Here is a 26,648-nt window from a genome sequence, read left to right on the forward strand (position 1 = left end):
AGCGTCAATCCGTCTCGTCCGGGAACGCGTTGGCGATCTTGCCACTGCGCAGGCTCCCGTCGAGGTACGCCGAACGGCATGCGCGCCGGCCGATCTTGCCGCTGGAGGTGCGCGGGATCGCGCCGGCGGCGGTGAGCAGCACGTCACGCACCGCCACACCGTGCCGGACCGCGATCGCGGCGCGGATTTCGTCGACGATCGGGCCCATCTCGAGCTTGTGCGCGCCGGGCGCACGCTCACCGACGATCACCAACTGCTCGGAGGTGTCGTCGGGATCGCGCTTGAGCCCGGAATGGGCGTCCTCGAACACCTCGTCGGGCAGCTGGTTGGCCGGCACCGAGAACGCCGCGACGAAGCCGGTCCGCAGCGCCTTGCTGGCCTCCTGCGCGGAGTACTCCAGATCCTGCGGATAGTGGTTGCGTCCGTCGATGATCACCAGATCCTTGACGCGACCGGTGATGTAGAGCTCGCCGTCGTGGTACGCGCCCAGGTCACCGGTCCGCACCCAGGTGGAATCGTCGGGAGCGCCCTCGGCGTGCGACGGGTTGGTGCGCGACTTCAGGATGTTCTGGAACGTCGCGATCGTTTCCTCGGGCTTGTTCCAGTAGCCGGTGCCCATGTTCTGTCCGCTGATCCAGATCTCCCCGATCTGCCCGTCGGGCAGCTCGGTGGCGGTGTCGTTGTCGACGATCACCGCCCACTCGGCCACACCGATCTTGCCGGCGCCGGCCTGCGGCACCGCCTTGGGCGAATCGTCGGGGACCGGGACGAACCGGTGGTTGTTCAGCTCGTCGCGGTCGACCGAGGTGATCGTCGGCATGTGTTCCATCGGCGTGGTCGACACGAACAGCGTGGCCTCGGCCAGGCCGTAGGACGGCTTGATGGCCTGCGGCTTGAACCCGAACGGACCGAACGCGTCGTTGAAGCGCCGCACGGTCGCCGCCGAGATGGGCTCGCTGCCGTTGAGGATGCACTTGATGTTGGACAGGTCCAGCGGCTCTTCACCGTCTTTCGGCACGCCGCGCGCAGCGGCGTGGTCGAACGCGAAGTTCGGGGCCACCGAGATCGTGCCGCCCGTGTCGTCGGGTTTGCGTGCCATCTCCCGGATCCAGCGGCCCGGCCTGCGGACGAACGCCGCCGGCGTCATGAAGGTGATGTAGTGGCCGAGCATCGGCGACAGCAGCACGGTGATCAGGCCCATGTCGTGGAAGAACGGCAGCCACGACACGCCGCGGTCGCCCTCCTCCCCTTCGAGGGCTTCGATGACCTGCACGACGTTGGTGGCCAGGTTCAGATGGGTGATCTGCACGCCGGTCGGGATACGCGTCGAGCCCGAGGTGTACTGCAGGTAAGCGATGGTGTCGTGGGCGACGTCGATGGGCTCCCAGGTGGCGCCGACCTCGTTGGGCACCGCGTCGACGGCGATGACGCGCGGACGCTGGTCGGCCGGCCGGGTGCGGAAGAACTTCCGCACACCCTCGGCGGCGGCGGTGGTGGTCAGGATGGCCGACGGGCTGCAGTCGTCGAGCACCGCATGCAGACGGCCCACATGGCCGGGCTCGTTCGGATCGAACAGCGGCACCGCGATACGGCCCGAGTACAGGGTGCCGAAGAACGCCACCAGGTACTCGAGGTTCTGCGGGCACAGGATCGCGACGCGGTCACCGGGCTGGGTGACCTGCTGCAGACGGGCTCCGACGGCGCGGTTGCGGGCACCGAAGTCGGCCCAGTTCAGGTCGCGGGCCACCCCGTCGCGTTCGGTCGAGAAGTCCAGGAACCGGTAGGCCAGCTTGTCACCACGTACCTTCGCCCATCGTTCGACGTGTTTGACCAGGCTCCCGTTGTCCGGGAACTTGATCAATCCGTCCTTGATGAACGGGTTGTGGAAGGCCATCTCTTCTCCAATCAAGCGGGAGCCCATCCCGCTGAAATCCGTGCGGGCTCGACATCCCGAACCCGACGAGCGTACCGGGGAGTAGGCCCCCCACCCCATCAGCCGCCGGCGCCGCTCTTAGATTCCCCTTAATGTGCTCGTAATGCTAAGCGACCTGCGCGGGCGTGCCAAATCTCTGAGCGGTCCGTGTCGGTCACGGGTCAGCCATGTTTCGGCTGCGGCGCGTTATCGATCAGGTTGCGAGCCCAGTTCAGCGCCCACTGCGTCGCCGACTGGCCGTCGATGTTCCAGAACTCCGGCGTGGCGTACATCGCATGGACCGGCTGCCCCGCGCCGCCGGCGAGCACCTGCAGCGTCTGCGGCAACGCGGCGATGTTGAACGCCGATTCCGGGGCCGCGCAGATCAGGTCGCCGCGCGCGCAGATCTCGTTGGTGCGGTCGTTGAGCGCTCCGAACCCACCGGGCCGCGGCCCGGTCATCGACAGGCCGAGCGCCGACAACGTCGGCACCTCGTGCAACGTGATCTCGGCGCCCTGCCCGGGCGGGTTGGGCCCGACGTCCTGCCCGACACCGGCCTGGCGCCGACCGTCCGCGATCAAGGTCACACCGAGCACCAGATCCTGGTCCACGGGACCCCGGCCGTTGCCGATGTCGCTGGCGATGTCACCGGCGATCACCGCGCCCTGCGAGAAGCCGATCAGCACATAACTGGTCAGCGGGCAGCGGTTGTTCATGTCGGTGATCGCCTGCACCGCCGCGCGGGTGCCTTCGGCGCGGCTGTCGTTGTAGGACATCTGGTTGTCCGCCGACAGCGGATTGTGGAACTGCGCGGTGTACGGGACGGTGTACACCTCGAGGCGGTCCGCGCCGAACTCCTGCCGGATCGGGTTGGTCACGTTCAGCAGCAACGCCGCCGGAAATTGCACGGGGTTGAACGGGTCCAGCGCGACCGAGGACTCCCAGGTGCCCGGGATCGACACCAGTTGCACGTCCGGGCAGCTCGCGTCCTGGAAGTCGGGACGCGGCTTCGTCGTCGGCGGCACCGCGGTCGGTGGCACGGCGGTCGGCGGGATGGCCGTCGGCGGCGCGTCCGGGCGCCGCAACACGACGATCACGATGGCCACGATGAGCACCACGACAAGGCCCACGGCGCCGGCGGCGAACAGCGCGAGCAAGCGGTGGCGTTTCCGCCGGTTGGTCTTCGCCATGAAGGTGAGCGCTCCTGTTAGCAGAGTCGGTCGGTAGCGATGCGAATGTAGTCGGCGGTGGTTTCGTGAGTTTCGGGGTCATTCCCGTCGGCACCGACCATAGGCGCGATGAAGTCCCAAACCGCCTGCTCAGAATGCTTGGCCACACGGGCCTGACACACGTAGGAGCCGATGCTCAACGCCGTCAGGTCACTGGGCGGGTCGATGCCCGCATCGTCGAGCGCATCGAGGTACTCCTGCTGGCGCGGCGTGACGACCAGCGCGTTGGACTGGATGTCGGGCTGACCGGGACCGGGCGGCTGAGCCGACGACTGGCCGTGCGCGGGTGCCGGCTCGGTCTCCGAACCCATCCCGGACATCACGTCGTCACCCAGCGCGCAGCTGCTCAACACCACCGCCGGCACGGCGAGCAGCGCAGACAACCCTGCCCGTCCCCCGAACGTCGACCGTGACCCGTGTTGCACGCCGTCCAAAGTACCGGCAGGTAGCTGAGGATCAGCTGAGCGACGTGGCGAACTCAGCGCAGTACGGCGGCCAGTTCGCCCGACATGGCGGCCAGCTGCGCACTCCAGGACCCCCAGTCATGGTTTCCGGAGGTCGGGAAGTCGAAGTGGCCGTTGCCGCCTCCGGTAGCGCGGTAGTGCTGATAGAACGAGCGGTTGCTGCCCTGGGCCTGATCGCAGTAACCGATCATCGCCGGCACATCGGTGCACGTTGTCGCTGCCGGACTGTAGACCCACAACCGGGTGTTGTTGTTCACCAGCAACTGCACGTGCACGTCGGGGTCGTGCCACTTCCAGCGACCCAACTGCGGCAGGCCCCACATGTTGCGGGTGTCGACGCCGCCGAACCGCGCCAGCCCGGCGGTGATCGCGCCGTTCATCGCGGTGGCCGACGGGGTCAAGAACCCCGAGAGCGACCCGGCGTAGCGGTACCGGGCGGGATGGAACGCGGCCAGCGTCATCGCCCCGGTGCCGCCCTGCGCGGCACCGACGATCCCGTGCCCGCCGGCGGCCAGCCCCTTGTTGGCGGCCAACCAGTTCGGCAGCTCATCGGCCAGGAAGGTCTCCCACTGCTTGCTGCCGTCCTGTTCCCAGTTGGTGTACAGGCTCCAGGCGCCGCCGGCCGGAGCGACCACCGACACCCCGGATCCAGCCAACGTGCTCATCGCGTTGCCCGCGGTGACCCAGTTGCTGACGTCGGGCGCGGCGTTGAACGCGTCGAGCAGCACCACTGCGTGCGGACCGCCGCCCTGGAACGCGACCGGGATGTCGCGGCCCATCGCCGGCGACGGCACCATGAGGAACTCCACCGCCTGGGCGTGCGCGGGCGCGGTGTGCCCGGTCCAGGGCGTCACCCCGGTCGACCACAGCGCGACGGCCGCCACCGCGGCCAGGACCGAACGCATCAACGCACGCATCACATTCACCTTTGCTCGGGTCGGGTACCGCAAGGTAGTGAATCACACCACAAAGACCGGTCGGGGCCGGATCGGTGCCGAGAACGACGGACGGCGGCGACCCCGCAGGGTCACCGCCGTCGCGTCGAATGGTGAGGCCTAGCCGCCCGAGGAGACGGGCGCGGCCGCGGCCGCGGCGTCAGCCGGCGCCACCGGAGCCGAGGGCTGCGGCACCGCGCCGAGCACCCGCTGGACGTCCGGCTTCATCTGCTGCAGCTGCTGACCCCAGTACGGCCAGTCGTGCGTGCCGCCCGACGGGAAGTTGAACACGCCGTTCTTGCCGCCCGCGGCGATGTACTCCTCCTGGAAGGTCTTGTTGGTACGCAGCGTGAGACTCTCCAGGAACTTCGCCGGCAGGTTGTCGCCCGCCACGGTGCCGTTGACCTCGGCCGGCTTGCCGTTGCCGCAGAAGACCCAGATGCGGGTGTTGTTCGCGACCAGCTTGCCCATGTTGACCATCGGGTCGTTGCGCTTCCAGGCGCTGTTCGGGTCCTCGGTCGGGCCCCACATGTCGTTGGCCTTGTAGCCGCCGGCGTCACCCATCGAGATGTTGATCAGGAACGGCCACCAGCCCTCGGACGGGTTCAGGTAGCCCGACAGGGACCCGGCGTACTGGAACTGCTGCGGGTGGTAGATCGCCAGCGTCAGCGCCGCCGAACCGGCCATCGACAGACCGACGGCGGCGTTGCGGTTCGGGTTCACACCCTTGTTGGCGGCCAGGTATGCGGGCAGCTCCTGGGTCAGGAACGTCTCCCACTTGTAGGTGCTGCAACCGGCCTTGCCGCACGCCGGCTTGTACCAGTCGCTGTAGAAGCTGGACTGGCCGCCGACCGGCATGACCACGGCCAGGCCCGAGTCGAGGTACCACTCGAAGGCCTGGGTGTTGATGTCCCAACCGTTGAAGTCTTCCTGCGCACGCAGACCGTCGAGCAGGTAGAGGCCCGGCGCGTTGGGGCCTCCGCTCTGGAACTGGACCTTGATGTCACGGCCCATTCCGGCCGACGGCACCATCAGGTACTCGACCGGCAGGCCGGGACGAGAGAACGCCCCGGCGGTCGCCGAACCGCCGATCGTGCCGACCAGCGCGGGCAGAACCGCCGCCACCATGGCTGCCACCGTGAACCGGCGCCACGAGGATTTGGCTGCCCCGCGCAGCCTCCCAACCAACTTCATGCGTGTGTCAATCCAATCTGTCGTCAAGCAGCGGCGGACCATCGGTGCTTCGAAACGCTCCCGGCCGCAATGATGCTGCCCATGTAGTCAACCACACCCTTGTGGTGAACTCCTCGCGTCGCGATCGTCCCGCGACACCCGTCACATGCCTTATCTGACCGACATGGCTGCAGCGTTACGTAAGCAGAAGAACCGCGTGGTCAACAAATCGGCTGCGTCACGGCCCGGTGGCCGGCATCCCGGTGTAGGGCGGATTTATCCGTTCGGGCACCGGCAGCCCGCAGCGCTTCAGTTCGTAGAGCGGTACCCGATCGATGCGGTACCGCGTGTACTCCGCGGCGTGGACGAGGTTCGACAGGAACCGCCGCGGACCCATCGGGGCGCGTCGCGCTTCGAGCACCGCTACGGTCTCCGGGCACTTCAGCGCCGCTTCGGCCTGCCGGATCCAGTCCTCGTCCAGATACTGCGGGATATACGGCCGCTCCTTGAGGAACGGGCCCTCGGCCACCGCCCAGTCGGGAAAGAGGTTCTTGTCGTGGCCGATTCGTCCGTCCTCGAGCCGCTCGGTGTGCGCGGCAAGCGGGTTGGCCAGCCCGATCTGGTCGATCACGCGGATGTCCAGGCCGAGATTCATACCGGTCATGCCGAGGTTGGTGAAGAACACGGTGTGGGGACCGCGGTAGTCCGGGGTGCGCAGCTCGGGGGGCGGCGGGATGGCCGGCACCACATCCCACATGTCGTAGTTGCCCGCCGGCAGCAGCAACGCACCGTCGGGGGTGTTGTCGATCGCGGTGAGTACCGCGCGCATCCGCGGATAGTCGAGGTAGTCGGCCGCGGTCAACGGATGCGCATGACCGGTGGCCTGCGAATAGAACCGCCGCTCGTCGACGATGCCGGTGTAGGTGACGCGGGTGGCGTCGGCGCCCATACCCGGCGAATTGGCCGCCCACAGCGCCCATACCGCGACCGCGAGCCACAGCAGCGCGGTCGCGCCGGCATAGAGATAGCCGGCGCCGCGCGCCATACGCGACTTGTCCGGCAGCATCAGCGGGATCACCGAAACCGGGGCCAGCAGGCAGAACAGCGGGGTCAGCAGGACGCGGCCGTGCATGAAGTCACCGCCCTGCCGGACCCAGTACACGGCTTGCAGCGCACCGCTGACGAGCATGAAAACGACCACGGCAGTGGGGTTTTGCACGACGCGGGCCCAGCGGGCGGTGCCTTCGGGTGCGCGCCGGTTCACCCAGGACGGCCGGCCGCGCAGCAGCATCACCATCAGCGCCAGGCCGATCAACAGCACCGCGGGTGCCCACAGCAGGTAGGGCTGGTTGAAGTTGGCCAGATAGGTCAGCCCCTGCTCCCATTTGGCGCCCGACGCGTCCTTGGCCAACGCGGTGCCGGGAAAGAGCAAGCCGTAGTAGCCCATTCGGAAGATCTGGTAGCCGACCGGCAGCAGTCCGCCGGCGACGAGGATCACGGTGCGGCGACGCCAGTCAGGGGCGGCCACCAGCATCATCAGCAGGGCCACGCCACCGATGAGCGCCAGCTCCGGCCGAACCAGCACCGACAGGCCGGCGACGAATGCCAGTGCCGCATCGAAGGTTTGCCCGCTGCCCCGGCCGTTCCGAGGCCCGCGCAGTGCCTGCGACCAGCACACCATCATCCACCACAGCAGCCCGAGATACGCCAGCACCAGGCCGTTTTCGAGGCCGGACGTGGCGAAGTCGCGGGCCGGCGGCACGGCGATGTACACCAACGCTCCCGCGGGCAGCAGCACCGCGGGCCGGCCGGCCAGGCTCGGGGCGTACAGCCGGGCGGTGCCGAGCATGACGAACACGATGCCGAGGACCGACAGCACCAGGGCGAACACCAGCACCACGTACTCCAGCCGGGCCGCTCCGCTGACCAGGCTGCCGAAGTAGACCAGATAGGACCACACCGTGGAGGTGTTGGCCTCGACCCGCTCGCCGGCGTTGAACACCGGTCCGTTGCCGGCCAACAGATTTCGCACCGTGCGCAGCACGATCAGGCCGTCGTCGGCGATCCACCGACGCTGCCATGCACCCCAGCCGAACAACACCGCCACCGCGGTGACGCTGAGCCACAGGCTGACCCGCACCCACACGTGGTACGGGTAGGTGGGCCACTGGCGCAGCAACCGGTCCGCGGTCGCCGACTGGCGGGTCCCGGGAGGTGGTGTGCGCTCAGCTAAGGAAGATTGCGCCACCGATGGTTCCGATCCACGCGACCGCGAGCAGCTGCAGCACCCGGTCCTTCAACGCGATCTCCTCCGGCTCGCCGGCCAACCCACCGTCGACGTCGACCGCGTAGCGCAGGATCGCGATGACGAACGGGACCATCGACACCACGAACCACGACGTATCACCGGTGGCGTCGCGTTCGAACGCCCACAGGCCGTAACACAACACCAGCGCCGTCGCCGACAACGTCCACACGAAACGCAGGTACGAGCTGGTGTACGCCTCGAGCGACTTGCGGATCTTCGCTCCCGTCCGCTCGGCGAGCTGCAGTTCGGCGTACCGCTTTCCGGCCGCCATGAACAGGGAGCCGAACGCCATCATCAACAGGAACCATTGCGACAGCGGCACACCGGCGGCCACGCCACCGGCGATCGCGCGGATCAGAAAGCCCGAGGACACGATGCAGATGTCGATCACGGGCTGGTGCTTGAGACCGAAACAGTAGGCCAGCTGAATGGCGATGTAGATGGCCATCACCAGCGCCAGGTCCGGTGTCACCAGCCACGAGATCACCAGCGAGGCCACCCCGAGCCCGACCGCGAGGCTGTAGGCGAGCCACTCGGGCACCACGCCGGCCGCGATGGGGCGGAAGCGTTTGGTCGGGTGCGCGCGGTCGGCTTCGACGTCGCGTGCGTCGTTGACCAGGTAGACGCAGGAGGCGGCCAGGCTGAACACGACGAACGCGAGCAGCACGCGGACCAGTACTTCGCGGTAGTCGTAGGCGTAGCGGTCGTCGCCCAGGGCGGCCACCGGGGCGGCGAAGACGAGGACGTTCTTGACCCATTGCCGCGGCCGCAACGCCTTGACGATTCCGGCGCCCAGGCTCTTGGGCGGTCCGACCGTCGTTCCGCCCTGCTGGCCGACCCGCGATGTGCTCATCGGTACCTTCCTTCACCCGTGTCGGCCCACCGAGCCGCCACCTTCGCCGCGATCCTGGCGACAGTGGCCCCGACCGCGACCCCGGTCAGTACGTCGCTGGGATAGTGCACGCCCAGCACCAGGCGCGACAGCGCCATCGGCGGCACCAGCACAGCAGGCAGCGGCAACCCGGTGGTGCGGGCCAGCAGAACAGCGGCCGCCGTCGTCGAGGTCGCGTGCGCCGACGGGAAACTCAATCGGCTCGGGGTGCCGACGTGCACCGCGATCGCCGGATGGTGGGGCCGCGGCCGGCGTACCACCCGCTTGATCAGCACCGCTGCGGCGTGCGCGGCGAACGCACCGGCACCGGCGGTGACGTACGCGCGGCGGCGAGATGGCACCAGCACCGCACCCAGCGCCGCCAGCGCGAGCCACCCGAGGCTGTGTTCCCCGAAGTGCGACATGGTCCGGGCGGTGGTCAACACCCCTGGTCGGTCCGCCAGACCGGACTGCACGGCCACCAGCACGGCATCCTCGCCGCGCGGGCGCTCAGCCATGGGCGGATTCCAGCGCCGGGTCGAGCAGCACGCTCTCCCACTTCTGGGGACTGGTCAGCATCGGCAGCGCGGCGCGGTACTCCTTGCGCAGCTTGTCGAACTTGCGCACCAGCAGCGCCTGCCGTTTGAGCGACTCGCGCAGCAACTCGGCCATCTTGTCGCGGTCGCGCTGCCGGTAGACCACACCGCGTCCGTCGGCCGTGGTGACGGTGACGCCGTCGACCTTGCACAGCGTGAACCACCGCGCGTCCTGGGTGGCGACGTTGAGCTGGGGCCGGTGGTGGTGGGTGGGGTCGTGCGGCTTGAGCTGGTGCGCGACGCCGCGCGCCAGCCTCGTCAGGATCGCCGGTGCGTTGACCGGGATCTTGACCGGCCGGCGCCGGCGGTCCGATGGCGGCGGCAGCGCAGTGGCCCCCGGCAGCACCACCGCATCGGGGTACTGCTCGCGCAGCGCACGCACCTCCGGCAGCGCTGATTCCAGGATGGAGAACAGGTTGTCCGGGCCGGCCAGGAAGTCGTCCATCGCCTTGTTCTGGATCGCGACTGTCGAATACTCAAGGCAGAGAAGGTGTTTCATCGTGGCCTTGAAGTGGCTGGCGACCAGACCGCGGATGTCGCCGTCCCAGTGCAGGGCCGCGACGATCAGGCGGTTGCGCAGGTGGAAGTAGGCCTGCCAGTCGATCGCGTCGTCTTTGTCGCTCCAGGCCATGTGCCAGATGGCGGCTCCGGGCAGTGTGACGGTCGGGTAGCCGTGTTCGCCGGCGCGCAGACCGTACTCGGCGTCGTCCCACTTGATGAACAGCGGCAGCGGCTGCCCGAGTTCCTCGGCGACCCGACGCGGGATCATGCACATCCACCAGCCGTTGTAGTCGACGTCGATGCGGCGGTGCAGCAACCGGCTGCGCGGCTCTTCCTCGTCGGCCAGCGGGTACTTGGCGAAGTTGTGGTCGTACTCGGTGTTCAGCGCGTTGGTCCACATGAAGTTGGCCTGGTCGACCATCTCGCCCATGACGTGCAGGTGCGACGGCTCCTGCAGGTTGAGCATCTGACCGCCGACCAGGGTGGGGGTCTTGGCGAACCGGCTGAGCGCCAACGCGCGCAGGATCGAGTCCGGCTCGACGCGGATGTCGTCGTCCATGAACAGGATCTGTTCGCAGTCGGTGTTCTTCAGCGCCTCGTACATCACCCGGCTGTAGCCGCCGGACCCGCCGAGGTTCGGCTGGTTGTGGATGGTCAGGCGGTCGCCGAGCGCCTCGGCCGCGGCGTCGAAGCCGGGATGGTCCTTGGCCTTCTTGTTGCCCTGGTCGGAGACGATGACCGCACCGATCACCTCGTCGACCAGCGGGTCGGAGGTCAGCGCGGCCAGGGCGTTTACGCAGTCGGCCGGACGGTTGAAGGTCGGGATGCCGACCGCGACGTCGGCCCGGCCGGGCGCCGGGACGGGCGCGTACCAGCCCGCCGCCTGCAGCGTCGACGCCGAGTCGGTGGTGATGTCGAACCACACCCAGCCGCCGTCCTCGAACGGCGAGAGGTCGATCTCGAATTCGACGACCGCGTTGTCATCGGCGGAGGCGCTGACGATGGGTGCGCCGCCGACGGTGATCCGCGCTCCGGTGGACTTCGAGCGGTAGACGTCGACGCGGGCGCTGCCGGACAGCTCGACGCGCAGTACCACCGAATCGAGCGTCGACCAACGCCGCCAGTAGCTGGCGGGGAACGCGTTGAAGTAGGTGGCGAACGACACCTCGGAGTCGGCGCCGATCTCGAGCGTGGTGCGCGTCGGCGCGTGGGCCCGCCGGGCGTTGGTGTCGGACTCTTCGATGTAGAGCTTGCGAACGTCGAGTGGTTCGCCGGGTCGCGGCAGGATCACGCGGGCCAGCAGGCTCACCGCACGTGACTGCCCGGCCTCCAGCGCGCCGGACGGAATGTCACTCATTTATCGGGTGCTTTCTGTGTCGGGATCGCTCAGCGGCGCACCGTCGCGCAGGTGGGGCGCGAGCGTGTTGTCGTACATGTTCAGCGCGCTGGCGATCGCCATGTGCATGTCCAGATATTGATAGGTGCCCAGCCGGCCGCCGAAGAGGACCTTCGACGACGCGGTCTCGGCCTTCGCGCGCGCCCGGTAGGCGGCCAGGGTCGCGCGGTCGGTGTCGGTGTTGATCGGATAGTAGGGCTCGTCGTCGTCCTCGGCGAACCTCGAGTACTCCCGCATGATGACGGTCTTGTCGGTCGGGTAGTCGCGTTCGGGATGGAAGTGCCGGAACTCATGAATGCGCGTGTGCGGGACATCCGCGTCGTTGTAGTTCATCACCGGGGTGCCCTGGAAGTCTCCGGTGTCGAGCACCTCGAGCTCGAAGTCCAGGGTGCGCCACCCGAGCCGGCCCTCGGCGTAGTCGAAGTAGCGGTCCAGCGGTCCGGTGTAGACCACAGGGGCGTCGGGGCTCTGGGCGCGCAGCTGGTCGCGCACCTCGAACCAGTCGGTGTCCAGGCGCACCTCGATGCGGTCGTCGGCGGCCATGTTCTCCAGCCAGGCGGTGTAGCCGTCGACCGGCAGACCCTCATAGGTGTCGTTGAAGTAGCGGTTGTCGAACGTGTAGCGCACCGGCAGGCGGGTGATGTTGCTCGCCGGCAGCTGCTTGGGGTCGGTCTGCCACTGCTTGGCGGTGTAGTGCTTGACGAACGCCTCGTAGAGGGGTCGGCCGATCAGCGAGATGGCCTTCTCCTCGAGGTTCTGCGCGTCGGCGGTGTTGATCTCACTGGCCTGCTCCTTGATCAGTGCCCGGGCCTCGTCCGGGGAGAAGTACCGGCCGAAGAACTGGCTGACCAGCCCCAGGCCCATCGGGAACTGGTAGGCCTGCCCGTCGTGCATCGCGAAGACGCGGTGCTGGTAGTTGGTGAAGTCGGTGAACTGGCGCACGTAGTCCCAGACGCGCTGGTTGCTCGTGTGGAACAGGTGGGCGCCGTACTTGTGGACCTCGATGCCGGTCTGCGGTTCGGGCTCTGAGTACGCGTTGCCGCCGATGTGGCCGCGGCGTTCGATAACGAGGACCCGCTTGTCCAACTGGGTCGCCACCCGCTCCGCGATCGTCAGACCGAAGAAGCCGGAACCGACGACGAAGAGATCGAAAGTACCGGTCGCGGGGCGGGGATCAGGAGAGATCATCGGCAGCAAGGGTATCGGACTGCGCCCGCAGGTCCCGATTCGGCGCAGCGACGCAGGTCGCGATTCGCTCACGATTCCATATCGTCACTCTAGTCACAGCTGTCACTTCAGTACCATCGAACGCGTATCGCCATTTACACGTCCTACCTGCATCAAGTCGAAAATGTAGTCCATGTATTGAGGAGACTTCCGTGCCTAACCGACGTCGACGCCGGCTCTCGACAGCCTTGAGCACAGTCGCCGCTCTGGCAGTCGCGGGTCCTGTTGCAGTGGCAGCCGTGTCCGAGTTGTCCACCGAGAACGGCGCACCGCAGCACCGCGAGTTCGTGCAGGCCGCCAACATCACCGACCTTCCGGGCGAACTGATGTCCGCGCTGTCGCAGGGTCTGTCGCAGTTCGGGATCAACCTCCCGCCCATGCCGAGCCTGCTCGGGTCGGGAGCGAGCACCCCGACCACGCTGACACCGGGCCTGGGCACCGGCCTGGGCACCGGTCTGGGCACGCCGACCCTGACCGATCCGGCGCTGGCCAGTCCGGGGCTGACCAGCCCCGCGCTGACCGACCCGTCCCTGACCAGCCCGGCTGGGCTCACCCCCGGCCTGACGACCCCGGGCCTGACCACGCCGGGTCTGACCACGCCGGCACTGACCGACCCGTCCCTGACGAACCCCGGCCTGACGACGCCCGGCCTGACAACGCCCGCCCTGACGGATCCGGCGTTGGCCACACCCGGACTGAGCACGCCGCCGGCACTGACCGATCCGGCGCTCGGCACCATCCCGATCTCGACCTCCGGACTGCCGGCGACCGGCGAGATTCCGATCTCCGCGCCGGTGGGCCTGGATCCGGCCCTGGGCACCTACCCGATCCTCGGTGACCCGTCGCTGGCGGTGGCACAGCCGGTGGCTTCCAGCAGCGGAGGCCTGCTCTCCGACCTGACCAGTGCCGCCAACCAACTCGGTGCGGGTGAGGCGATCGACCTGCTCAAAGGCATCGTGATGCCGGCGATCATGTCCGCGGTCAAGCCGCCGGCTCCGGTGCCCGCGGCGCCGGTGGCCCCCGCCGCCGGCGAGGCGCCGCTGGGCGCCGCCGAAGCCGCACCCGGCGCCTGAGTCCTTCACACAGGACGGCACCGCAGATGCCACGGCTCTGCGGTGCCGTTGCCGTGTGTGAAAATTTGTGCGTCAGAGCCGTGTCGCAACACAAGTAACAATTGGCACATACGTAACATCGGCTCGTGCTGTGTCGGCGTCCCGCACCATCGATCCTGTTCACCGCAGTCGCGGCGACAGTGATGCTGTTGCCGTGGGCGATTCACGGCGTCCCGGGTGACGACGCACCGGCGCCGCCGACCATGGGCGCCCCGCAGATGGCGGAGCAACCCCTCCCCGCCCTCGGCGGTGGGGAGACGATCCGCGAACTCCACCAGGACGTCCCGTTCTCGATGGTCGCGCTGACCGCCGCCGACCTCACCGGGACCTCCGCACGCGTGCGCGCCAAGAAGGACGACGGCTCCTGGGGCCCCTGGTATGACGCCGAACCCATGGAGGGCGTCGGCGCCGACCTGCCCGGCCCGCGCGGCACCGAACCCATCTTCGTCGGGCGCACCACCACCGTGCAGATCGCGGTCACCCGTCCCGAGGGAGCCGAACCCACCGCACCGGCGGCCGACGACGCCGGCACCCCTCCCGAGGGCACCGACCTCGGCTACATCCCGGCCAACACCGAGCAACCGTTCGGCGAGAACGTCAGCGCCATCCTGATCAGCCCGCCCGAGGCCCCGGTCGACATGATGCCGCTGCCCAACGCAGCCACCCCTCCAGGCCAACCGCCCAACATCATCCCCCGCACCGGCTGGGGCGCCGACGAGGCGATGCGGTGCGGAGAACCGCGCTACGACAACAAGATCCGCGCGGGCATCGTCCACCACACCGCCGGCAGCAACGACTACACACCGCAGGACTCCGCGGCGATCATCCGGTCGATCTACGAGTACCACACCCGCACGCTGGGCTGGTGCGACATCGCCTACAACGCCATGGTCGACAAGTACGGGCAGGTGTTCGAAGGACGCGCCGGCGGCATGGGCCGGCCCGTCGAAGGGGCGCACACCGGCGGCTTCAACCACAACACGTGGGGCGTCGCGATGCTCGGCAACTTCGACGTCGAACCGCCCACGCCGATCCAATTACGCACGACCGCACGGCTTCTGGGCTGGGTGCTGGGCCAGTCGGGAGTAGACCCGCTGGCCACGGTGGCGCTGCCGTCCGAGGGCGGGTCGTTCACCAAGTTCCCATTCGGCTCCTCCCCACTGCTGCCGACCATCTTCACCCACCGCGACGTCGGCGCCACCGAATGCCCGGGGGCCGCGGCGTATGCACAGATGGACATGATCCGCGAGATCGCCGCGCGGTTCAACGATCCGCCCGGCCCCGAGCAGCTCGCCGAATCACTGCGTGGCGGAGCCATTTTCGCCAAGTGGGAGTCGCTGGGCGGCATGAACAGTTACCTCGGCCGTCCCACCTCGCCGGAGGCGTCCGGGGAAGGGGCCACCCGCTACGTCACCTTCGAGCGCGGCGCGATGTACTGGTCACCGGCCACCGGCGCCGAACCCATCACTGGTGAACTCTACAAAGCCTGGGGTGCACTCGGTTTCGAACGCGGCGCACTGGGCCTGCCCACCAGCGCCGAGATCGCCGAGCCGTTGTGGATCGTGCAGAACTTCCAGCACGGCACACTGAACTTCGACCGCGAGAAACAGACCGTCACCCGGGTGATCGACGGTGTGCCGGTCGAACTGCCGCCCGCCCCGGCCGACATGGCGCCGATCCAGCTCGAGCGCTTCACGCCGCCGATCAACCCGGCGTAAAGCGTCAGTCCGCCTTCCAGAACCGTTCCAGCACCTGCGCCACCCCGTCCTCGGCGTTGGTGACGGTGATCTCGTCAGCGGCGGCCAGTGCCTCGGGATGCGCGTTGCCCATCGCCACTCCCAGGCCAGCCCAGGCCAGCATCGGCACGTCGTTGGGCATGTCACCGAACGTGATGATGTCGGCCGCCGAGATGCCCAGCGGGGTGGCCACCTCCGTGATACCGGTGGCCTTGCTGATGCCCCGCGGGACAACCTCGATCAGCCCGTTGTTCGTCGAGTAGGTGATGTCCCCGGCGTGGCCGATGTGTCCGGCCAGTACCTCGGCCATGTCGGCGCTGTTGGCGCCGGACTTGCGGATCAGCAACTTCACGGCCGGCGCGCTCAGCAGGTCCTCCACCGACACCTCGGTGTTGTCCGGGTTCAGCCAGGCATGCTCATAGCCCGGCGAGCTGACGAACTGCGGCGTGGCCGCGTCATGGGCACTGCGCCCGACCCGCTCGACCGCCAGCCCGGCACCCGGGATCAGCCGCGTCGCGATCTCGGCCAGCTCACCGAGCGCCTCGGTGGACAGGGTGCGCGCCGAGACGATGCGGTCGGTGCCGGGGTCGTACACCACGGCTCCGTTGGCACACACCGCCATCGGGGCGAAGCCCAGCTGGTCGACGATCGGGCCCACCCACCGCGGTGGACGGCCGGTGGCCAGGACGAAATGCGCACCCGAATCGATGACGGCCTGCACGGCGGCGCGGGTCCGCGGAGTCACCCGCTCGTCGTCGTCGATCAGGGTGCCGTCGACATCGGTGGCGACCAGTTCCGGCGTCATGCGCGCCCGGTCCGCCTGCGGGCGCGGCGCGCACGCTCGTCGGCGTCGAGGCGCTCGGCCTCCTCGGGCGTCGGCGCACCACCGCCCAGCCGGCGCGGAACCCAGAACGCACCGGGGGGATGGTCGTGGTCCGCCTGAGCGGCGTGCAGCAACTCGGTCATTTCCCTCCGCAACGTCGCCAGTAGTTCTTCGACCGTACCGCGCGACGGTATCGGCTCGCCGACAGCGACGGTGACGTCAAAACGCTTCCGCCCCAACGCGCGCGGATGGTCCTTGGTCCAGATCCGCTGAGCACCCCAGACGATCAGCGGCACGATCGGCACCTGCGCCTCCAGCGCCATGCGCGCCGCCCCGGTCTTGAAGCCCTTCAACTCGAAGCTGCGGCTGATCGTGGCCTCCGGGTAGACGCCCACCAACTCGCCGCGGCGCAGCGCTCGCACCGCATCGACGTAGGCGGCCGCACCGGCCTGCCGGTCGACCAGAATCGTGCCGGTGTGCTTGATCAGGAACCGCACCACCGGCACGTCGTTCATCTCCGCTTTGAGCATGAAGCGCAGCCGGCGCCGTCGGCGTGCCACGGCCAGCCCCGCGGGCAGGAAGTCGACATAGCCAGTGTGGTTGATGGCCACGACGGCACCACCGGAGGCCGGGACGTGCTCCAGTCCACGGAAGGCGATCCGGGTGCCCGTCGCCGCGACGAGCGTCGACGCCGTGGCCTCCAGCGTGCGGTAGACCGGCTCCACGACTACCCCGGCTGCGCGCGGCGGGCCGCCTTGGCGGCCGCCTCCTCGGCATCCAACCGGCTCGCCTCGGCCAGCGTCGGCGCACCTCCGCCGAGCCGGTGCGGCACCCAGAACTCCCCGGCCGGGTGCGGGCCGTAGGCGTCCTGCACCTGTTCGAGCAGATGCTGCATGCGCGAGTGCAACAGTGCGGTCAACTCGGCGGCCGGCAGCGTCGGCTGGATCGGCTTTCCGACGGCGATGTGGATGGGCACCTTGGGGCGCCACATCTTCTTCGGGTGGTCCTTGGTCCAGATCCGTTGGGCGCCCCAGACGATGTGCGGCACGATCGGCACGTCGGCCGCGATCGCCATGCGGGCGGCGCCGGACTTGAATTCCTTGATCTCAAAGCTGCGGCTGATGGTCGCTTCGGGGTAGACGCCGACGAACTCGCCCTCGGCGAGCCTGCGGCACGCCTCCTCGAACGACGCGGCTCCGCTCTGCCGATCGACCTCGATGTGGCGCAGGCTGCGCATGATCGGCCCGGTGATCTTGTGGTCGAACACCTCTTTCTTGGCCATGAACCGCACTTTGCGGCCAAGGCCCTGCCGGTAGGCGGGCAGCCCGGCGAAGGTGAAGTCGAAGTAGCTGGTGTGGTTGATCGCGATGACTGCGCCACCGGTGCGGGGCAGGTTCTCCACGCCGGTGACGGTGAACTCGAGACCTTGCACACGCCACACCAGACGAGCGAGCTGGATCACTGTTCCGTATACCGGTTCCACAGCGAATCAGCGTAATGCTCGCCCGCGCGCCGCTGCGCCGGACCGACCGCCCGCCCGCGCGGGGCTAAGCTGCATACCGGAACCGCAGACACCTGAAAGGATATTTGTGCAGGTCACAAGCGTCGGGCATGCCGGCTTCCGGATCGACACCAAGGCCGGGAGCATCCTGTGCGACCCGTGGGTGAACCCCGCCTACTTCGCGTCGTGGTTCCCGTTCCCGGACAACAGCGAACTGGACTGGGCGGCCCTGGGCGACGTCGACTACCTCTACGTCTCCCACCTGCACAAAGACCACTTCGACCCGGAGAACCTGCGCGCGCACGTCAACAAGGACGCGATGGTGCTGCTGCCGGACTTCCCGGTCCCGGATCTGCGCCGTGAGCTGGAGAAACTCGGGTTTCACCGGTTCTTCGAGACCACCGACTCGGTCAAACACCGCGTCAGCGGGCCCAAGGGCGACCTGGATGTGATGATCATCGCGCTCCGGGCACCGGCCGACGGGCCGATCGGCGACTCGGGCCTGGTGGTCGACGACGGTGACACCGTCGCCTTCAACATGAACGACGCCCGCCCCGTGGATCTTGATCTGCTGCACGTGGAGTTCGGACAGATCGACGTGCACATGCTGCAGTACTCCGGTGCCATCTGGTACCCGATGGTCTACGACATGCCCGCACGCGCCAAGGAGGCGTTCGGCGTGCAGAAGCGGCAGCGGCAGATGGACCGCTGCCGGCAGTACATCGCGCAGGTCGGCGCCACCTGGGTGATCCCGTCGGCCGGACCGCCCTGCTTCCTGGATCCGGAGCTTCGCGACCTCAACGACGACCACGGCGATCCGGCCAACATCTTCCCCGACCAGATGGTCTTCCTCGGCGAGATGAAGGTGCACGGCCATGACGGCGGGCTGTTGATGATCCCCGGGTCGACCGCCGATTTCAGCGGCAGCCAACTGAATTCGCTGACCCACCCGGTGCCCGACGACGAGGCCGAGGCGATCTTCACCACCGGCAAGGCCGATTACATCGCCGCCTACGCAGAGCGGATGGCACCGGTGCTGGCCGCCGAGAAGGCCCGCTGGGCGCCGGCGGCCGGCGATCCACTGCTCGAGCCGCTGCGCGCGGTGTTCGAGCCCATCATGCTGGCCAGCGATCAGATCTGCGACGGCATCGGGTACCCGGTCGAGCTGCGCATGTCCGGAGGCGGACACGACGAAACCGTGGTGCTGGACTTCCCCAAACGTGTGGTGCGCGAACCCATCCCGGACGAGAAGTTCCGCTACGGGTTCGCCGTCGCCCCCGAACTGGTGCGCACGGTACTGCGCGACGACGAGCCCGACTGGGTGAACACCATTTTCCTGTCCACCCGGTTCTCCGCCTGGCGGGTCGGCGGCTACAACGAGTACCTCTACACGTTTTTCAAGTGCCTGACCCCCGAACGGATCGCCTACGCCGACGGCTGGTTCGCCGAAGCGCACGACGACAGCGCATCGATCACCATGGACGGCTGGCAGATTCAGCGCCGCTGCCCGCATCTGAAGGCAGACCTGTCGAAGTTCGGGGTGGTGGAGGGCAACACGTTGACCTGCAACCTGCACGGTTGGCAGTGGAATCTGACCAACGGCAGGTGCCTGACCACCAAGGGCCACGAACTACGGTCGGAGAAGCTGTGACCGATACCGAGACCCTGTACTACGACGACGGCCGCATCCAGCTCGACAAGGAGGCGCTGACGTTGCGGCGCTACCACTTTCCGTCGGGGACGTCGAAAGTCATTCGGCTGCGCGACATCCGGAGCTACTCGGTCGATCCGCTGGGCGTGTTCACCCACCGCTTCCGGATGTGGGGCAGCTCGGATCTGCGCCGCTGGCTGCCGCTGGACATGAGCCGGCCGTGGCGGTCGACGCTGGTGACGCTCGACGTGGCGGGTACCCGGCTCAAGCCGGCCTGCACCCCGGCCGACCCTGACGAGTTCGTCCGGGTACTCGACGAGCTACTCGGCGCCCGTTAGCTTTTCGGAATCAGGACGTCGGTTCCGACGTAGGGCACCAATGCCTGGGGCACCCGCACGCTGCCGTCGGGCTGCTGGTGGTTCTCCAGGATCGCCACCAGCCACCGGGTGGTGGCCAGCGTGCCGTTGAGCGTCGCGGCGGTCTGCGGCTTGCCGTTGGTGTCGCGGTAGCGCACCGACAGCCGGCGCGCCTGGAACGTCGTGCAGTTCGACGTCGAGGTCAGCTCCCGGTAGGTGTTCTGCGTCGGCACCCAGGCCTCGCAATCGAATTTGCGGGCCGCCGAGGAGCCGAGGTCGCCTGCGGCGATGTCGATCACCCGGTAGGGCACCTCGATCGCGGCCAGCATCTGCCGCTGCCAGCCCAGCAGCCGCTCGTGCTCGGCCTCGGCCTCTTCCGGCGTGCAGTAGACGAAGCCCTCGACCTTGTCGAACTGGTGCACCCGGATGATGCCGCGGGTGTCCTTGCCGTAGCTGCCCGCCTCGCGGCGGAAGCAGGACGACCAGCCGGCGTAGCGCAGCGGCCCGCCCGACAGGTCCAGGATCTCGCCCGAGTGGTAACCGGCCAGCGGAACCTCCGAGGTCCCGACGAGATAGAGGTCGTCGGCCTCGACGCGGTACACCTCGTCGGCGTGCGCCCCGAGGAATCCGGTGCCGGCCATGATCTCGGGGCGCACCAGCACCGGCGGGATCATCAGGGTGAAGCCGTTCTCCACCGCGGTGCGCACCGCGAGCTGGAACAGACCGAGCTGCAGCAGCGCACCGGGGCCGGTCAGGAAGTAGAAGCGGGACCCCGACACCTTGGCGCCGCGCTCCATGTCGAACAGACCGAGGGACTCGCCGAGTTCGACGTGGTCCTTCGCGTTCTCCAGCGCCGGCGGCTCCCCCACCGTGTCGAGGACGACGAAATCGTCCTCACCGCCGGCCGGCACGCCGTCGATGATGACGTTGGAGATGGCCATGTGCGCGGCGGTGTAGGCCTGCTCGGCCTCGGCCTGCTCGGCCTCGGCGGCCTTGACCCGCTCGGCGAGCTCTTTTGCCGCGGCCAACAGTGCGGGCCGCTCCTCCGGCGAGGCCTTGCCGACCAGCTTGCTGGCCGACTTCTGCTCAGCGCGCAGGTTGTCGGCGGTCGAGATCGCCGCCCGCCGCGCGGCGTCAGCCTCGGCCAGGGCGTCGACCAGGCCAGGGTCCTCACCGCGGGCCCGTTGGGATGCTCGGACGACGTCGGGATTTTCTCGCAGCACCTTGAGGTCGATCACGGAAATACCCTACGGGGTGCCCGCGGGCCAGGCTCCAACCGCATAACGTTACAACTGCATCACTTGTCACATGGTCGGACACGCCTGTCACAATGGAGCGGATGTCCGACCAGACCCCTTCCCGCGGCTGGTGGCGGAGCCTGCAGGCCGAAGCCACGCGTCGCGCGCTGCTTCTGACCGCGCTGGGCGGTCTGCTGATCGCCGGCGTGATCACCGCGCTCCCGCAGACCGACCCGGCCAGCGGGTTGACCGCCAACTCCATCTCGTTGGGCTCACGCGGCAACGCGACGTTCGACCACGCCAAGAGCGGTGACTGTCTGAACTGGTCGGACGGCACCCCGGACTCGGCGCAGATCGTCGACTGCGCCGGTGAGCACCGGTTCGAGGTCGCCGCCTCGGTCGACATGCGCACCTTCCCCGGCAGCGAGTACGGTCCCGAAGCCGAACCGCCGACACCGGCCCGCATCCAGCAGATCAGCCAGGAGCAGTGCACCGCTGCGGTCAAGCGCTACCTGGGACCGCGCTTCGACCCCAACAGCCGTTTCACCGTGAGCATGTTGTGGTCGGGAGACAAGGCATGGCGGCAGTCCGGCGAGCGCCGCATGCTGTGCGGTCTGCAGCTGCCCGGACCCAACAACCAGCAGCTGCCGTTCTCCGGCCGGGTGGCCGACGTCGACCAGTCCAAGGTGTGGCCGCCGGGAACGTGCCTCGGCATCGATCCCGGCACCAACCAGCCGACCGACATCCCGGTCGACTGCGCCGCCCCGCACGCGATGGAGGTGACCGGAGCGGTCAACCTGGCCGAACGGTTCCCCGACGCGCTGCCGCCCGAGCCGGAGCAGGACACCTACATCAAGGACACCTGCACCAAGCTGACCGACGCCTACCTGGCCCCGATCCCGCTGCGCAACACCACCCTGACCCTGATCTACAGCACGATCTCGCTGCCGAGCTGGGCCGCCGGCAGCAAGCAGGTGTCCTGCAGTATCGGCGCCACCCTCGGCAACGGCGGTTGGTCCACGCTGCTCAACAGCGCCAAGGGCCCGCTGTTGATCAACGGCCAGCCGCCCGTGCCGCCGCCGGACATCCCGGCCGAACGGCTCAACCTGCCCCCGATCCCGATGCCTGAGCTCTCGGAGTCTTCGTCGTCGTCCTCGTCGTCGTCGAACTCGTCGTCGTCGGACTCGTCGTCGCAGCAGTCGAGCGGTTCGTCGAGTTCGGCGGGAAGTTCGTCAGGAACACAGAGCGACAGCACGTCGACGCAGCAGACCGAGCACATGCCGGCGCCGGCCGCCGCGCCTGAGCCCGCCGCACCGGCTCCGGAACCGGTACCGGCTCCGGGTGCTCCGTTGCCGCCCGCTCCTGCCCCGGAAGTGCTGCCGCCGCCTCCGGCGCCGCTCTTCCCGCCGCCGCCCGCCCCGCCGGCTGACCCGGCAGCGCCTGCACTCCTTCCGCCGCCGGGGCCCTAGTCCCGTGGCCGTGCGGATGAGCCATCAGCGGTTCGACGAGCTGGTCGGCGACGCCCTCGACCTCATCCCCCCGGAGTTGGCCGCGGCGATCGACAACGTCGTGATCCTGGTCTCCGACCGGCACGACGAGGAACCCGACCTGCTCGGGCTCTACGAAGGCGTGGCGTTGACGGAGCGGGATTCCTGGTACGCCGGTTCGCTGCCCGACACCATCACGATCTACCGCGGCGCGCTGCTGGAGATTTGTGAAACCGAGGAGCAGGTCGTCGACGAGGTCGCCATCACGGTGATCCACGAGATCGCCCACCACTTCGGCATCGACGACGACCGGTTGCACGAATTGGGTTGGGCCTGAAACCCGTTGCGGCCGGGCGCGGCAGCCGTGAGCTGTCGGTCCCGGATGCTATGAACGGAACATGACCACACCGTGCCGCGCCTGTCAGGCAGGTCTGGAGCACTGCCACGGGGCCCTCATCCATCACGCCTATCAGCGCGACGAATGCACCGAGCCCGACTGCTTCTCCGCTGCCGCCGCACATGACGTGCACCTCGACTGCAGCAGCGTCGGATGCGTCTGCGACGAGGTGATGTCCGGACTGCGGTCAGCCCATCGGGTCGGTTGACCGGCCGGGATCGGTGACCACGGCCGGCTCCGGCCCGAACGGCGGCGTCAGCACGCCCCACTGCACACAACTCCAGCGGCCCGCCCCCTCCGGCGCCAGAATCACCGCCTCGGTGTTGGCCAGGTGGTGGTCGACGGCGAAGTCGCTGGCCACGTCGGACAGCAGCGCCCCGATCAACCTGATCGCCGCACCGTGGCTGACCACCACGATGTCCTCGCGCCAGGTGTCGTGATCGAGGTACTCGGCGCGCAACGCGTCGAGGACCGGCACGTAGCGGTCGAGCACGTCGCGTCCCGACTCCCCGCCCGGCATGGCGACGTCGAGTTCGCCGCCGTGCCATCGCCGGTAGATCGCGTTGAACTCGTCGTGGGCCTCGTCGTCGTTGCGGTTCTCCAGCTCTCCGACCTGCACCTCGTGGATGCCGTCCAGCGCGCGGGCACCGACCCGCGCGGACGGACTGATCACTTGGTGGATCTCCGAGGCCGTCTGCACGGCGCGCGTGGCGATGGAATGCGCCACGATGCCGGGACGACGCGACAGCCCCCGGCCGAACGTGCGGGCCTGTTCGCGGCCCAGCTCGGTCAGCTCCGCTCCCGGCGGCAGGGTGTCCAACCGCCGATCCACGTTGCCGCGCGACTGGCCGTGCCGCACCAGCACCAGACGGCCGCTCACGACACACCGTCCCGTAATCCGCGCAGCCACGCCGCGGCCTCGTCGAGCGACGGTGGTGCGGCGCCGACGGGCTTTCCGGTGGGCCACGAACCCAGGTAGCGCACGTCGGCGCAACGCCGGTGCAACGCACGCATGGCCTCGGCGACCGACTCGTCGTCGATGTGCCCGACGAAATCCAGGAAGAAGATGTACGTGCCCATCTCGGTGCGCGTCGGTCGGGACTCGATCCGGGTCAGGTCGATGTCGCGGATGGACAGCTCGGTCATCGCCGAGACCAACGCCCCCGGCACGTTGTGCAGGCGCAGCACCACCGACGTGCGGTCGGCCCCGGTGCGCGCCGGCGGCGGCCCCGGGGTTCCGACGAGCGCGAACCGGGTTCGGGCGTTGGCCTCATCGACGATCCCGGCTGCCAGTTCGGTGAGCCCGTAGCGTTGCGCGGCCAGCGCGGTCGTCACGGCGGCGTCGGCGCGTCCGGCGGCGACGTCCTGCGCCGCGGCCGCATTCGAATTCGCCGGTACCAGTTGACTTTCCGGCAGGTGCTCGGCCAGCCAACGCTTGACCTGGGCGGCGGCCACGGGGAACGCGGCGATCGTGCGCGGTTGCTCGCCGTCACGCTGCGGAGCGGCGGCGATGGTGAAGCACACGTCGAGGGTCAACTCGGCGTAGATCTGCAGCGGGGTGCCGTCGGCGAGGCTGTCGAGCGTCGGTAGCACCGAGCCGTCGATCGAGTTCTCGATCGGCACGCACGCGAAGTCGGCCTCGCCGCTGCGCACCGCCGCCAGAGCGGCGGGGGTGGTGTCCTTGGCCAGGGGCTGCACGCGCGCCGAGGACGTTCCGCCGGGGATCAGTCCGTCGGCCTCGATGGCGCGCAGCGCAGCCTCGGTGAAGGTCCCTTCGGGTCCGAGATAGGCGATGCCGGGCACCGCAACAGCCTATCGGTCGGCTGCGGTAATCCCATTCCGCTGCGAGGAAGCCCTTGCATCACGCCCGCCCGCCTAGTTAAGTTAGGCAAACCTTACCAAGAGAAAGGCGGCGTGATGGCTTCTTCAGCACCGACGACGGCCGAGCGGATCCGCAGCCTGTGCGCACGAACGTGCGGCGCGATCATCGCGGTCGAAGGACTCGACCCCACCCCGACGCCCGTGCACCACCTGCTCAGCGACGGATCGTTCGCGATCACCGTTCCGGTCGGCGACGTCCTCAACGGCTTGGTGGTCTCGGCCGGACACGCAGGGGTGCAAGCAGTCCTCGAGATGACCGACTATGCGCCGCTCCCCCTACGCGAACCGGTGCGTTCACTGGTGTGGATTCAAGGCCGGTTGCGCGCGGTACCCGACGGCGAAGTGTCCGCGCTTCTCGACCTCATCGCCGCGGCCGACCCCAATCCTGCTCTGCTGCAGGTCAATCCGGGCCAAGACGACGAACACCGGGTGGCGTTGATGCGGCTGGAGATCGAGTCGGTCGTGGTGGCCGATTCCACCGGCGCCGAGTCGGTTCCACTGTCGGTGCTGCTCGGCGCGCGCCCCGACCCGTTCTGCGCCATGGAGTCCTGCTGGCTGCAGCACATGGAGTCGGCTCACCGCGACATCGTCGACCGTCTCGCGGCCCGACTGCCCAGCTCGCTCAGGCGTGGCCGCGTCCGCCCCCTGGGCCTCGACCGCTACGGCGTGCAGCTGCGCGTCGAGAGCGCCGACGGCGACCATGACGTGCGGCTGCCGTTCACCAAGCCGGTCGACGACGTCTCCGGACTCAGCCAGGCCATCCGAGTATTGATGGGGTGCCCCTTCCTCAACGGTTTGCGCGCCCGCGGGGTCTAGCGTTGCTGCGGTGAGCGGCACCCTCGACGATCTCGACGGCGGCGCGCGACGCGCCCTGCGTATCGAAGTGGCCGTCGTCTTGACGGTCACCTTCGCGCTCAGCGCCTACACCGCGCTGCTGCGTCTCATCGAGGGCGTGCTGATCGGGCTGTCGGACCAGACGGTCGCGGTCAACCCGCGCCGCTCGTCGTTCGACCTGATCGATCTCGGCCTGAACCTGGCCTCGCTGTTCCAGCTGCTGGCCTGGGGCGCCCTGGCGGTGTACCTGCTGTGGCGCAGCGGTCTCGGCCCGGCTCGCATCGGCTTGGGCGTGATCCGTTGGCGCGGCGACGTTCTCGGCGGGGTCGGTCTGGCACTGCTGATCGGCGTCCCCGGACTGGCGCTCTACCAGATCGCCCGCATCCTGGGCCTGAACGCCTCGGTCGCGGCTGCCGAACTCAACGACACCTGGTGGCGGATCCCCATGCTGCTGCTTTTGTCGTTCGGCAACGGCTGGGCCGAGGAAGTGATCGTCGTCGGCTTCCTGTTGACCCGATTGCGCCAACTCCGGGTCAACCCGTGGGTCGCGCTGGTGGTGTCGAGCCTGCTGCGCGGCGCCTACCACCTGTACCAGGGATTCGGCGCCGGACTGGGCAACGTCGCGATGGGACTGGTGTTCGGTTACGTATGGCAGCGCACCGGCCGGCTGTGGCCGTTGATCATCGCGCACACGCTGATCGACGCCGTGGCATTCGTCGGTTACTCGCTGCTGGCGGGGCAACTGGGTTGGCTGCGCTGATCCGACTAACCTCTGTCTGTGACCGGAGCAGGACCACCGGACCGGCGACGTGAACCGCCGCACGTGATTCGGCGCGACCCGAATCACCGTCCGGTGTGGCCGCCCAACCCGCCGACGCCACCACGGCGAGCCGTGAATCCGACCCAGCGGCGGGCCGGCCGGGATAGTCGGTCAGCGCGGTGACCCGCTGCAGCGACAGGTCGATCCACACGGCGGCGGCGACCGTCGCGGTGACCAGCACCAGCAGCATCGCAAGGATG

25 protein-coding genes are annotated in these 26,648 nt (G+C 68.6%); 9 read left to right on the top strand and 16 right to left on the bottom strand.

What is annotated here, in order from left to right:
- Window positions 1-4: 4 nt before the first annotated feature.
- The 10 genes from fadD32 to glf all read right to left on the bottom strand — a co-directional run bounded on the left by fadD32 (window position 5) and on the right by glf (window position 12,573).
- Window positions 5-1,894 carry a long-chain-fatty-acid--AMP ligase FadD32 gene (fadD32, locus tag ACQI46_RS25135; protein WP_427096766.1) on the bottom strand — a complete coding sequence of 630 codons (1,890 nt, stop codon included), beginning with the start codon at window positions 1,892-1,894 and terminating at the stop codon, window positions 5-7.
- A gap of 200 nt (window positions 1,895-2,094) precedes the next feature.
- Window positions 2,095-3,102 (bottom strand): cutinase family protein, encoded by a 1,008-nt coding sequence (locus tag ACQI46_RS25140; protein WP_427096767.1) that lies wholly within the window; start codon window positions 3,100-3,102, stop codon window positions 2,095-2,097.
- 17 nt (window positions 3,103-3,119) lie between these two features.
- The gene (locus tag ACQI46_RS25145; RefSeq protein WP_427096768.1) at window positions 3,120-3,566 is read right to left on the bottom strand and encodes a DUF732 domain-containing protein; all 447 of its coding nucleotides are present in this window, start codon (window positions 3,564-3,566) and stop codon (window positions 3,120-3,122) included.
- Between the two features lie 53 nt (window positions 3,567-3,619).
- Window positions 3,620-4,522: an alpha/beta hydrolase-fold protein gene (locus ACQI46_RS25150; protein WP_427096769.1), complete on the bottom strand. Its 903-nt coding sequence runs from the start codon at window positions 4,520-4,522 to the stop codon at window positions 3,620-3,622.
- A gap of 138 nt (window positions 4,523-4,660) precedes the next feature.
- Window positions 4,661-5,734, bottom strand: a complete 1,074-nt coding sequence (locus ACQI46_RS25155) for an esterase family protein (RefSeq protein WP_427096770.1) — start codon at window positions 5,732-5,734, stop codon at window positions 4,661-4,663.
- A 217-nt stretch (window positions 5,735-5,951) separates the two neighbouring features.
- Window positions 5,952-7,961, bottom strand: a complete 2,010-nt coding sequence (zomB, locus tag ACQI46_RS25160; protein WP_427096771.1) for a flagellar motor control protein ZomB — start codon at window positions 7,959-7,961, stop codon at window positions 5,952-5,954.
- Complete coding sequence (locus ACQI46_RS25165; RefSeq protein WP_427096772.1) at window positions 7,939-8,874, bottom strand: decaprenyl-phosphate phosphoribosyltransferase; 936 nt, start codon at window positions 8,872-8,874, stop codon at window positions 7,939-7,941. Before ACQI46_RS25165 ends, zomB begins: the two co-directional genes overlap by 23 nt.
- Window positions 8,871-9,410 carry a phosphatase PAP2 family protein gene (locus tag ACQI46_RS25170; RefSeq protein ID WP_427096773.1) on the bottom strand — a complete coding sequence of 180 codons (540 nt, stop codon included), beginning with the start codon at window positions 9,408-9,410 and terminating at the stop codon, window positions 8,871-8,873. Before ACQI46_RS25170 ends, ACQI46_RS25165 begins: the two co-directional genes overlap by 4 nt.
- Window positions 9,403-11,346: a glycosyltransferase gene (locus tag ACQI46_RS25175; protein WP_427096774.1), complete on the bottom strand. Its 1,944-nt coding sequence runs from the start codon at window positions 11,344-11,346 to the stop codon at window positions 9,403-9,405. The genes ACQI46_RS25170 and ACQI46_RS25175 overlap by 8 nt, the downstream gene beginning before the upstream one ends.
- A complete protein-coding gene (glf, locus tag ACQI46_RS25180) occupies window positions 11,347-12,573 on the bottom strand; it encodes a UDP-galactopyranose mutase (RefSeq protein ID WP_427096775.1) in 1,227 nt (408 codons plus the stop codon).
- A 191-nt stretch (window positions 12,574-12,764) separates the two neighbouring features.
- Here glf and ACQI46_RS25185 point away from each other — a divergent pair, with 191 nt between their 5' ends.
- Window positions 12,765-13,685 (top strand): hypothetical protein, encoded by a 921-nt coding sequence (locus tag ACQI46_RS25185; protein ID WP_427096776.1) that lies wholly within the window; start codon window positions 12,765-12,767, stop codon window positions 13,683-13,685.
- Between the two features lie 125 nt (window positions 13,686-13,810).
- On the top strand, window positions 13,811-15,442 hold the full coding sequence (locus tag ACQI46_RS25190; RefSeq protein ID WP_427096777.1) for an N-acetylmuramoyl-L-alanine amidase: 1,632 nt from the start codon (window positions 13,811-13,813) through the stop codon (window positions 15,440-15,442).
- 4 nt (window positions 15,443-15,446) lie between these two features.
- Here ACQI46_RS25190 and ACQI46_RS25195 read toward each other — a convergent pair whose 3' ends face one another.
- Genes ACQI46_RS25195 through ACQI46_RS25205 form a run of 3 tightly spaced genes read right to left on the bottom strand, consistent with a single transcriptional unit; the run spans window position 15,447 to window position 17,766 of the window.
- Window positions 15,447-16,265 (bottom strand): HAD family hydrolase, encoded by an 819-nt coding sequence (locus tag ACQI46_RS25195; RefSeq protein WP_427096778.1) that lies wholly within the window; start codon window positions 16,263-16,265, stop codon window positions 15,447-15,449.
- A complete protein-coding gene (locus ACQI46_RS25200) occupies window positions 16,262-17,008 on the bottom strand; it encodes a lysophospholipid acyltransferase family protein (protein ID WP_427096779.1) in 747 nt (248 codons plus the stop codon). The genes ACQI46_RS25195 and ACQI46_RS25200 overlap by 4 nt, the downstream gene beginning before the upstream one ends.
- Window positions 17,009-17,010: 2 nt before the next feature.
- Window positions 17,011-17,766, bottom strand: coding sequence for a lysophospholipid acyltransferase family protein (locus tag ACQI46_RS25205; protein WP_427096780.1), 756 nt, complete (start codon window positions 17,764-17,766; stop codon window positions 17,011-17,013).
- 106 nt (window positions 17,767-17,872) lie between these two features.
- On the opposite strand from ACQI46_RS25205, the gene ACQI46_RS25210 reads away from it, so the two are divergent.
- Window positions 17,873-19,435 (top strand): Rieske 2Fe-2S domain-containing protein, encoded by a 1,563-nt coding sequence (locus tag ACQI46_RS25210; protein WP_427096781.1) that lies wholly within the window; start codon window positions 17,873-17,875, stop codon window positions 19,433-19,435.
- Window positions 19,432-19,773, top strand: a complete 342-nt coding sequence (locus ACQI46_RS25215; RefSeq protein ID WP_427096782.1) for a hypothetical protein — start codon at window positions 19,432-19,434, stop codon at window positions 19,771-19,773. The genes ACQI46_RS25210 and ACQI46_RS25215 overlap by 4 nt, the downstream gene beginning before the upstream one ends.
- On the opposite strand, the gene serS is transcribed toward ACQI46_RS25215, so the two are convergent.
- Entirely contained in the window at window positions 19,770-21,029 is a 1,260-nt protein-coding gene (gene serS, locus ACQI46_RS25220) for a serine--tRNA ligase (protein WP_427096783.1), read from the bottom strand. The genes ACQI46_RS25215 and serS overlap by 4 nt on opposite strands.
- 92 nt (window positions 21,030-21,121) lie before the next feature.
- Here serS and ACQI46_RS25225 point away from each other — a divergent pair, with 92 nt between their 5' ends.
- From ACQI46_RS25225 to ACQI46_RS25235, 3 genes are all read left to right on the top strand, one after another.
- On the top strand, window positions 21,122-22,498 hold the full coding sequence (locus tag ACQI46_RS25225; RefSeq protein WP_427096784.1) for a septum formation family protein: 1,377 nt from the start codon (window positions 21,122-21,124) through the stop codon (window positions 22,496-22,498).
- Window positions 22,499-22,502: 4 nt separating this feature from the next.
- Window positions 22,503-22,853 carry a metallopeptidase family protein gene (locus ACQI46_RS25230; protein WP_427096785.1) on the top strand — a complete coding sequence of 117 codons (351 nt, stop codon included), beginning with the start codon at window positions 22,503-22,505 and terminating at the stop codon, window positions 22,851-22,853.
- A gap of 61 nt (window positions 22,854-22,914) precedes the next feature.
- Window positions 22,915-23,121, top strand: coding sequence for a hypothetical protein (locus tag ACQI46_RS25235; protein WP_427096786.1), 207 nt, complete (start codon window positions 22,915-22,917; stop codon window positions 23,119-23,121).
- Here the strand turns inward: ACQI46_RS25235 and ACQI46_RS25240 are convergent.
- The gene (locus ACQI46_RS25240; RefSeq protein WP_427096787.1) at window positions 23,101-23,793 is read right to left on the bottom strand and encodes a histidine phosphatase family protein; all 693 of its coding nucleotides are present in this window, start codon (window positions 23,791-23,793) and stop codon (window positions 23,101-23,103) included. The two genes, ACQI46_RS25235 and ACQI46_RS25240, sit on opposite strands and share 21 nt — an antisense overlap.
- A complete protein-coding gene (gene pheA / locus ACQI46_RS25245; RefSeq protein ID WP_427096788.1) occupies window positions 23,790-24,716 on the bottom strand; it encodes a prephenate dehydratase in 927 nt (308 codons plus the stop codon). The genes ACQI46_RS25240 and pheA overlap by 4 nt, the downstream gene beginning before the upstream one ends.
- 114 nt (window positions 24,717-24,830) lie before the next feature.
- On the opposite strand from pheA, the gene ACQI46_RS25250 reads away from it, so the two are divergent.
- Together ACQI46_RS25250 and ACQI46_RS25255 are read left to right on the top strand one after the other, a co-directional pair.
- Window positions 24,831-25,610: a DUF2470 domain-containing protein gene (locus tag ACQI46_RS25250; RefSeq protein ID WP_427096789.1), complete on the top strand. Its 780-nt coding sequence runs from the start codon at window positions 24,831-24,833 to the stop codon at window positions 25,608-25,610.
- 10 nt (window positions 25,611-25,620) lie between these two features.
- The gene (locus tag ACQI46_RS25255) at window positions 25,621-26,388 is read left to right on the top strand and encodes a CPBP family intramembrane glutamic endopeptidase (protein WP_427096790.1); all 768 of its coding nucleotides are present in this window, start codon (window positions 25,621-25,623) and stop codon (window positions 26,386-26,388) included.
- Window positions 26,389-26,648: the final 260 nt, after the last annotated feature.

This window comes from Mycobacterium sp. SMC-4 (assembly GCF_050205565.1).
Taxonomy (GTDB): domain Bacteria; phylum Actinomycetota; class Actinomycetes; order Mycobacteriales; family Mycobacteriaceae; genus Mycobacterium.

Coding starts and splice junctions, on each gene's coding strand:
- ACQI46_RS25225 (WP_427096784.1), top strand. CDS start 21,122: ATGGAGCGGATGTCCGACCAGACCCCTTCCCGCGGCTGGTGGCGGAGC.
- ACQI46_RS25250 (WP_427096789.1), top strand. CDS start 24,831: ATGGCTTCTTCAGCACCGACGACGGCCGAGCGGATCCGCAGCCTGTGC.
- fadD32 (WP_427096766.1), bottom strand. CDS start 1,894: ATGGCCTTCCACAACCCGTTCATCAAGGACGGATTGATCAAGTTCCCG.
- ACQI46_RS25175 (WP_427096774.1), bottom strand. CDS start 11,346: ATGAGTGACATTCCGTCCGGCGCGCTGGAGGCCGGGCAGTCACGTGCG.
- ACQI46_RS25140 (WP_427096767.1), bottom strand. CDS start 3,102: ATGGCGAAGACCAACCGGCGGAAACGCCACCGCTTGCTCGCGCTGTTC.
- ACQI46_RS25155 (WP_427096770.1), bottom strand. CDS start 5,734: ATGAAGTTGGTTGGGAGGCTGCGCGGGGCAGCCAAATCCTCGTGGCGC.
- ACQI46_RS25150 (WP_427096769.1), bottom strand. CDS start 4,522: ATGCGTGCGTTGATGCGTTCGGTCCTGGCCGCGGTGGCGGCCGTCGCG.
- ACQI46_RS25165 (WP_427096772.1), bottom strand. CDS start 8,874: ATGAGCACATCGCGGGTCGGCCAGCAGGGCGGAACGACGGTCGGACCG.
- ACQI46_RS25195 (WP_427096778.1), bottom strand. CDS start 16,265: ATGACGCCGGAACTGGTCGCCACCGATGTCGACGGCACCCTGATCGAC.
- ACQI46_RS25235 (WP_427096786.1), top strand. CDS start 22,915: ATGACCACACCGTGCCGCGCCTGTCAGGCAGGTCTGGAGCACTGCCAC.
- ACQI46_RS25170 (WP_427096773.1), bottom strand. CDS start 9,410: ATGGCTGAGCGCCCGCGCGGCGAGGATGCCGTGCTGGTGGCCGTGCAG.
- glf (WP_427096775.1), bottom strand. CDS start 12,573: ATGATCTCTCCTGATCCCCGCCCCGCGACCGGTACTTTCGATCTCTTC.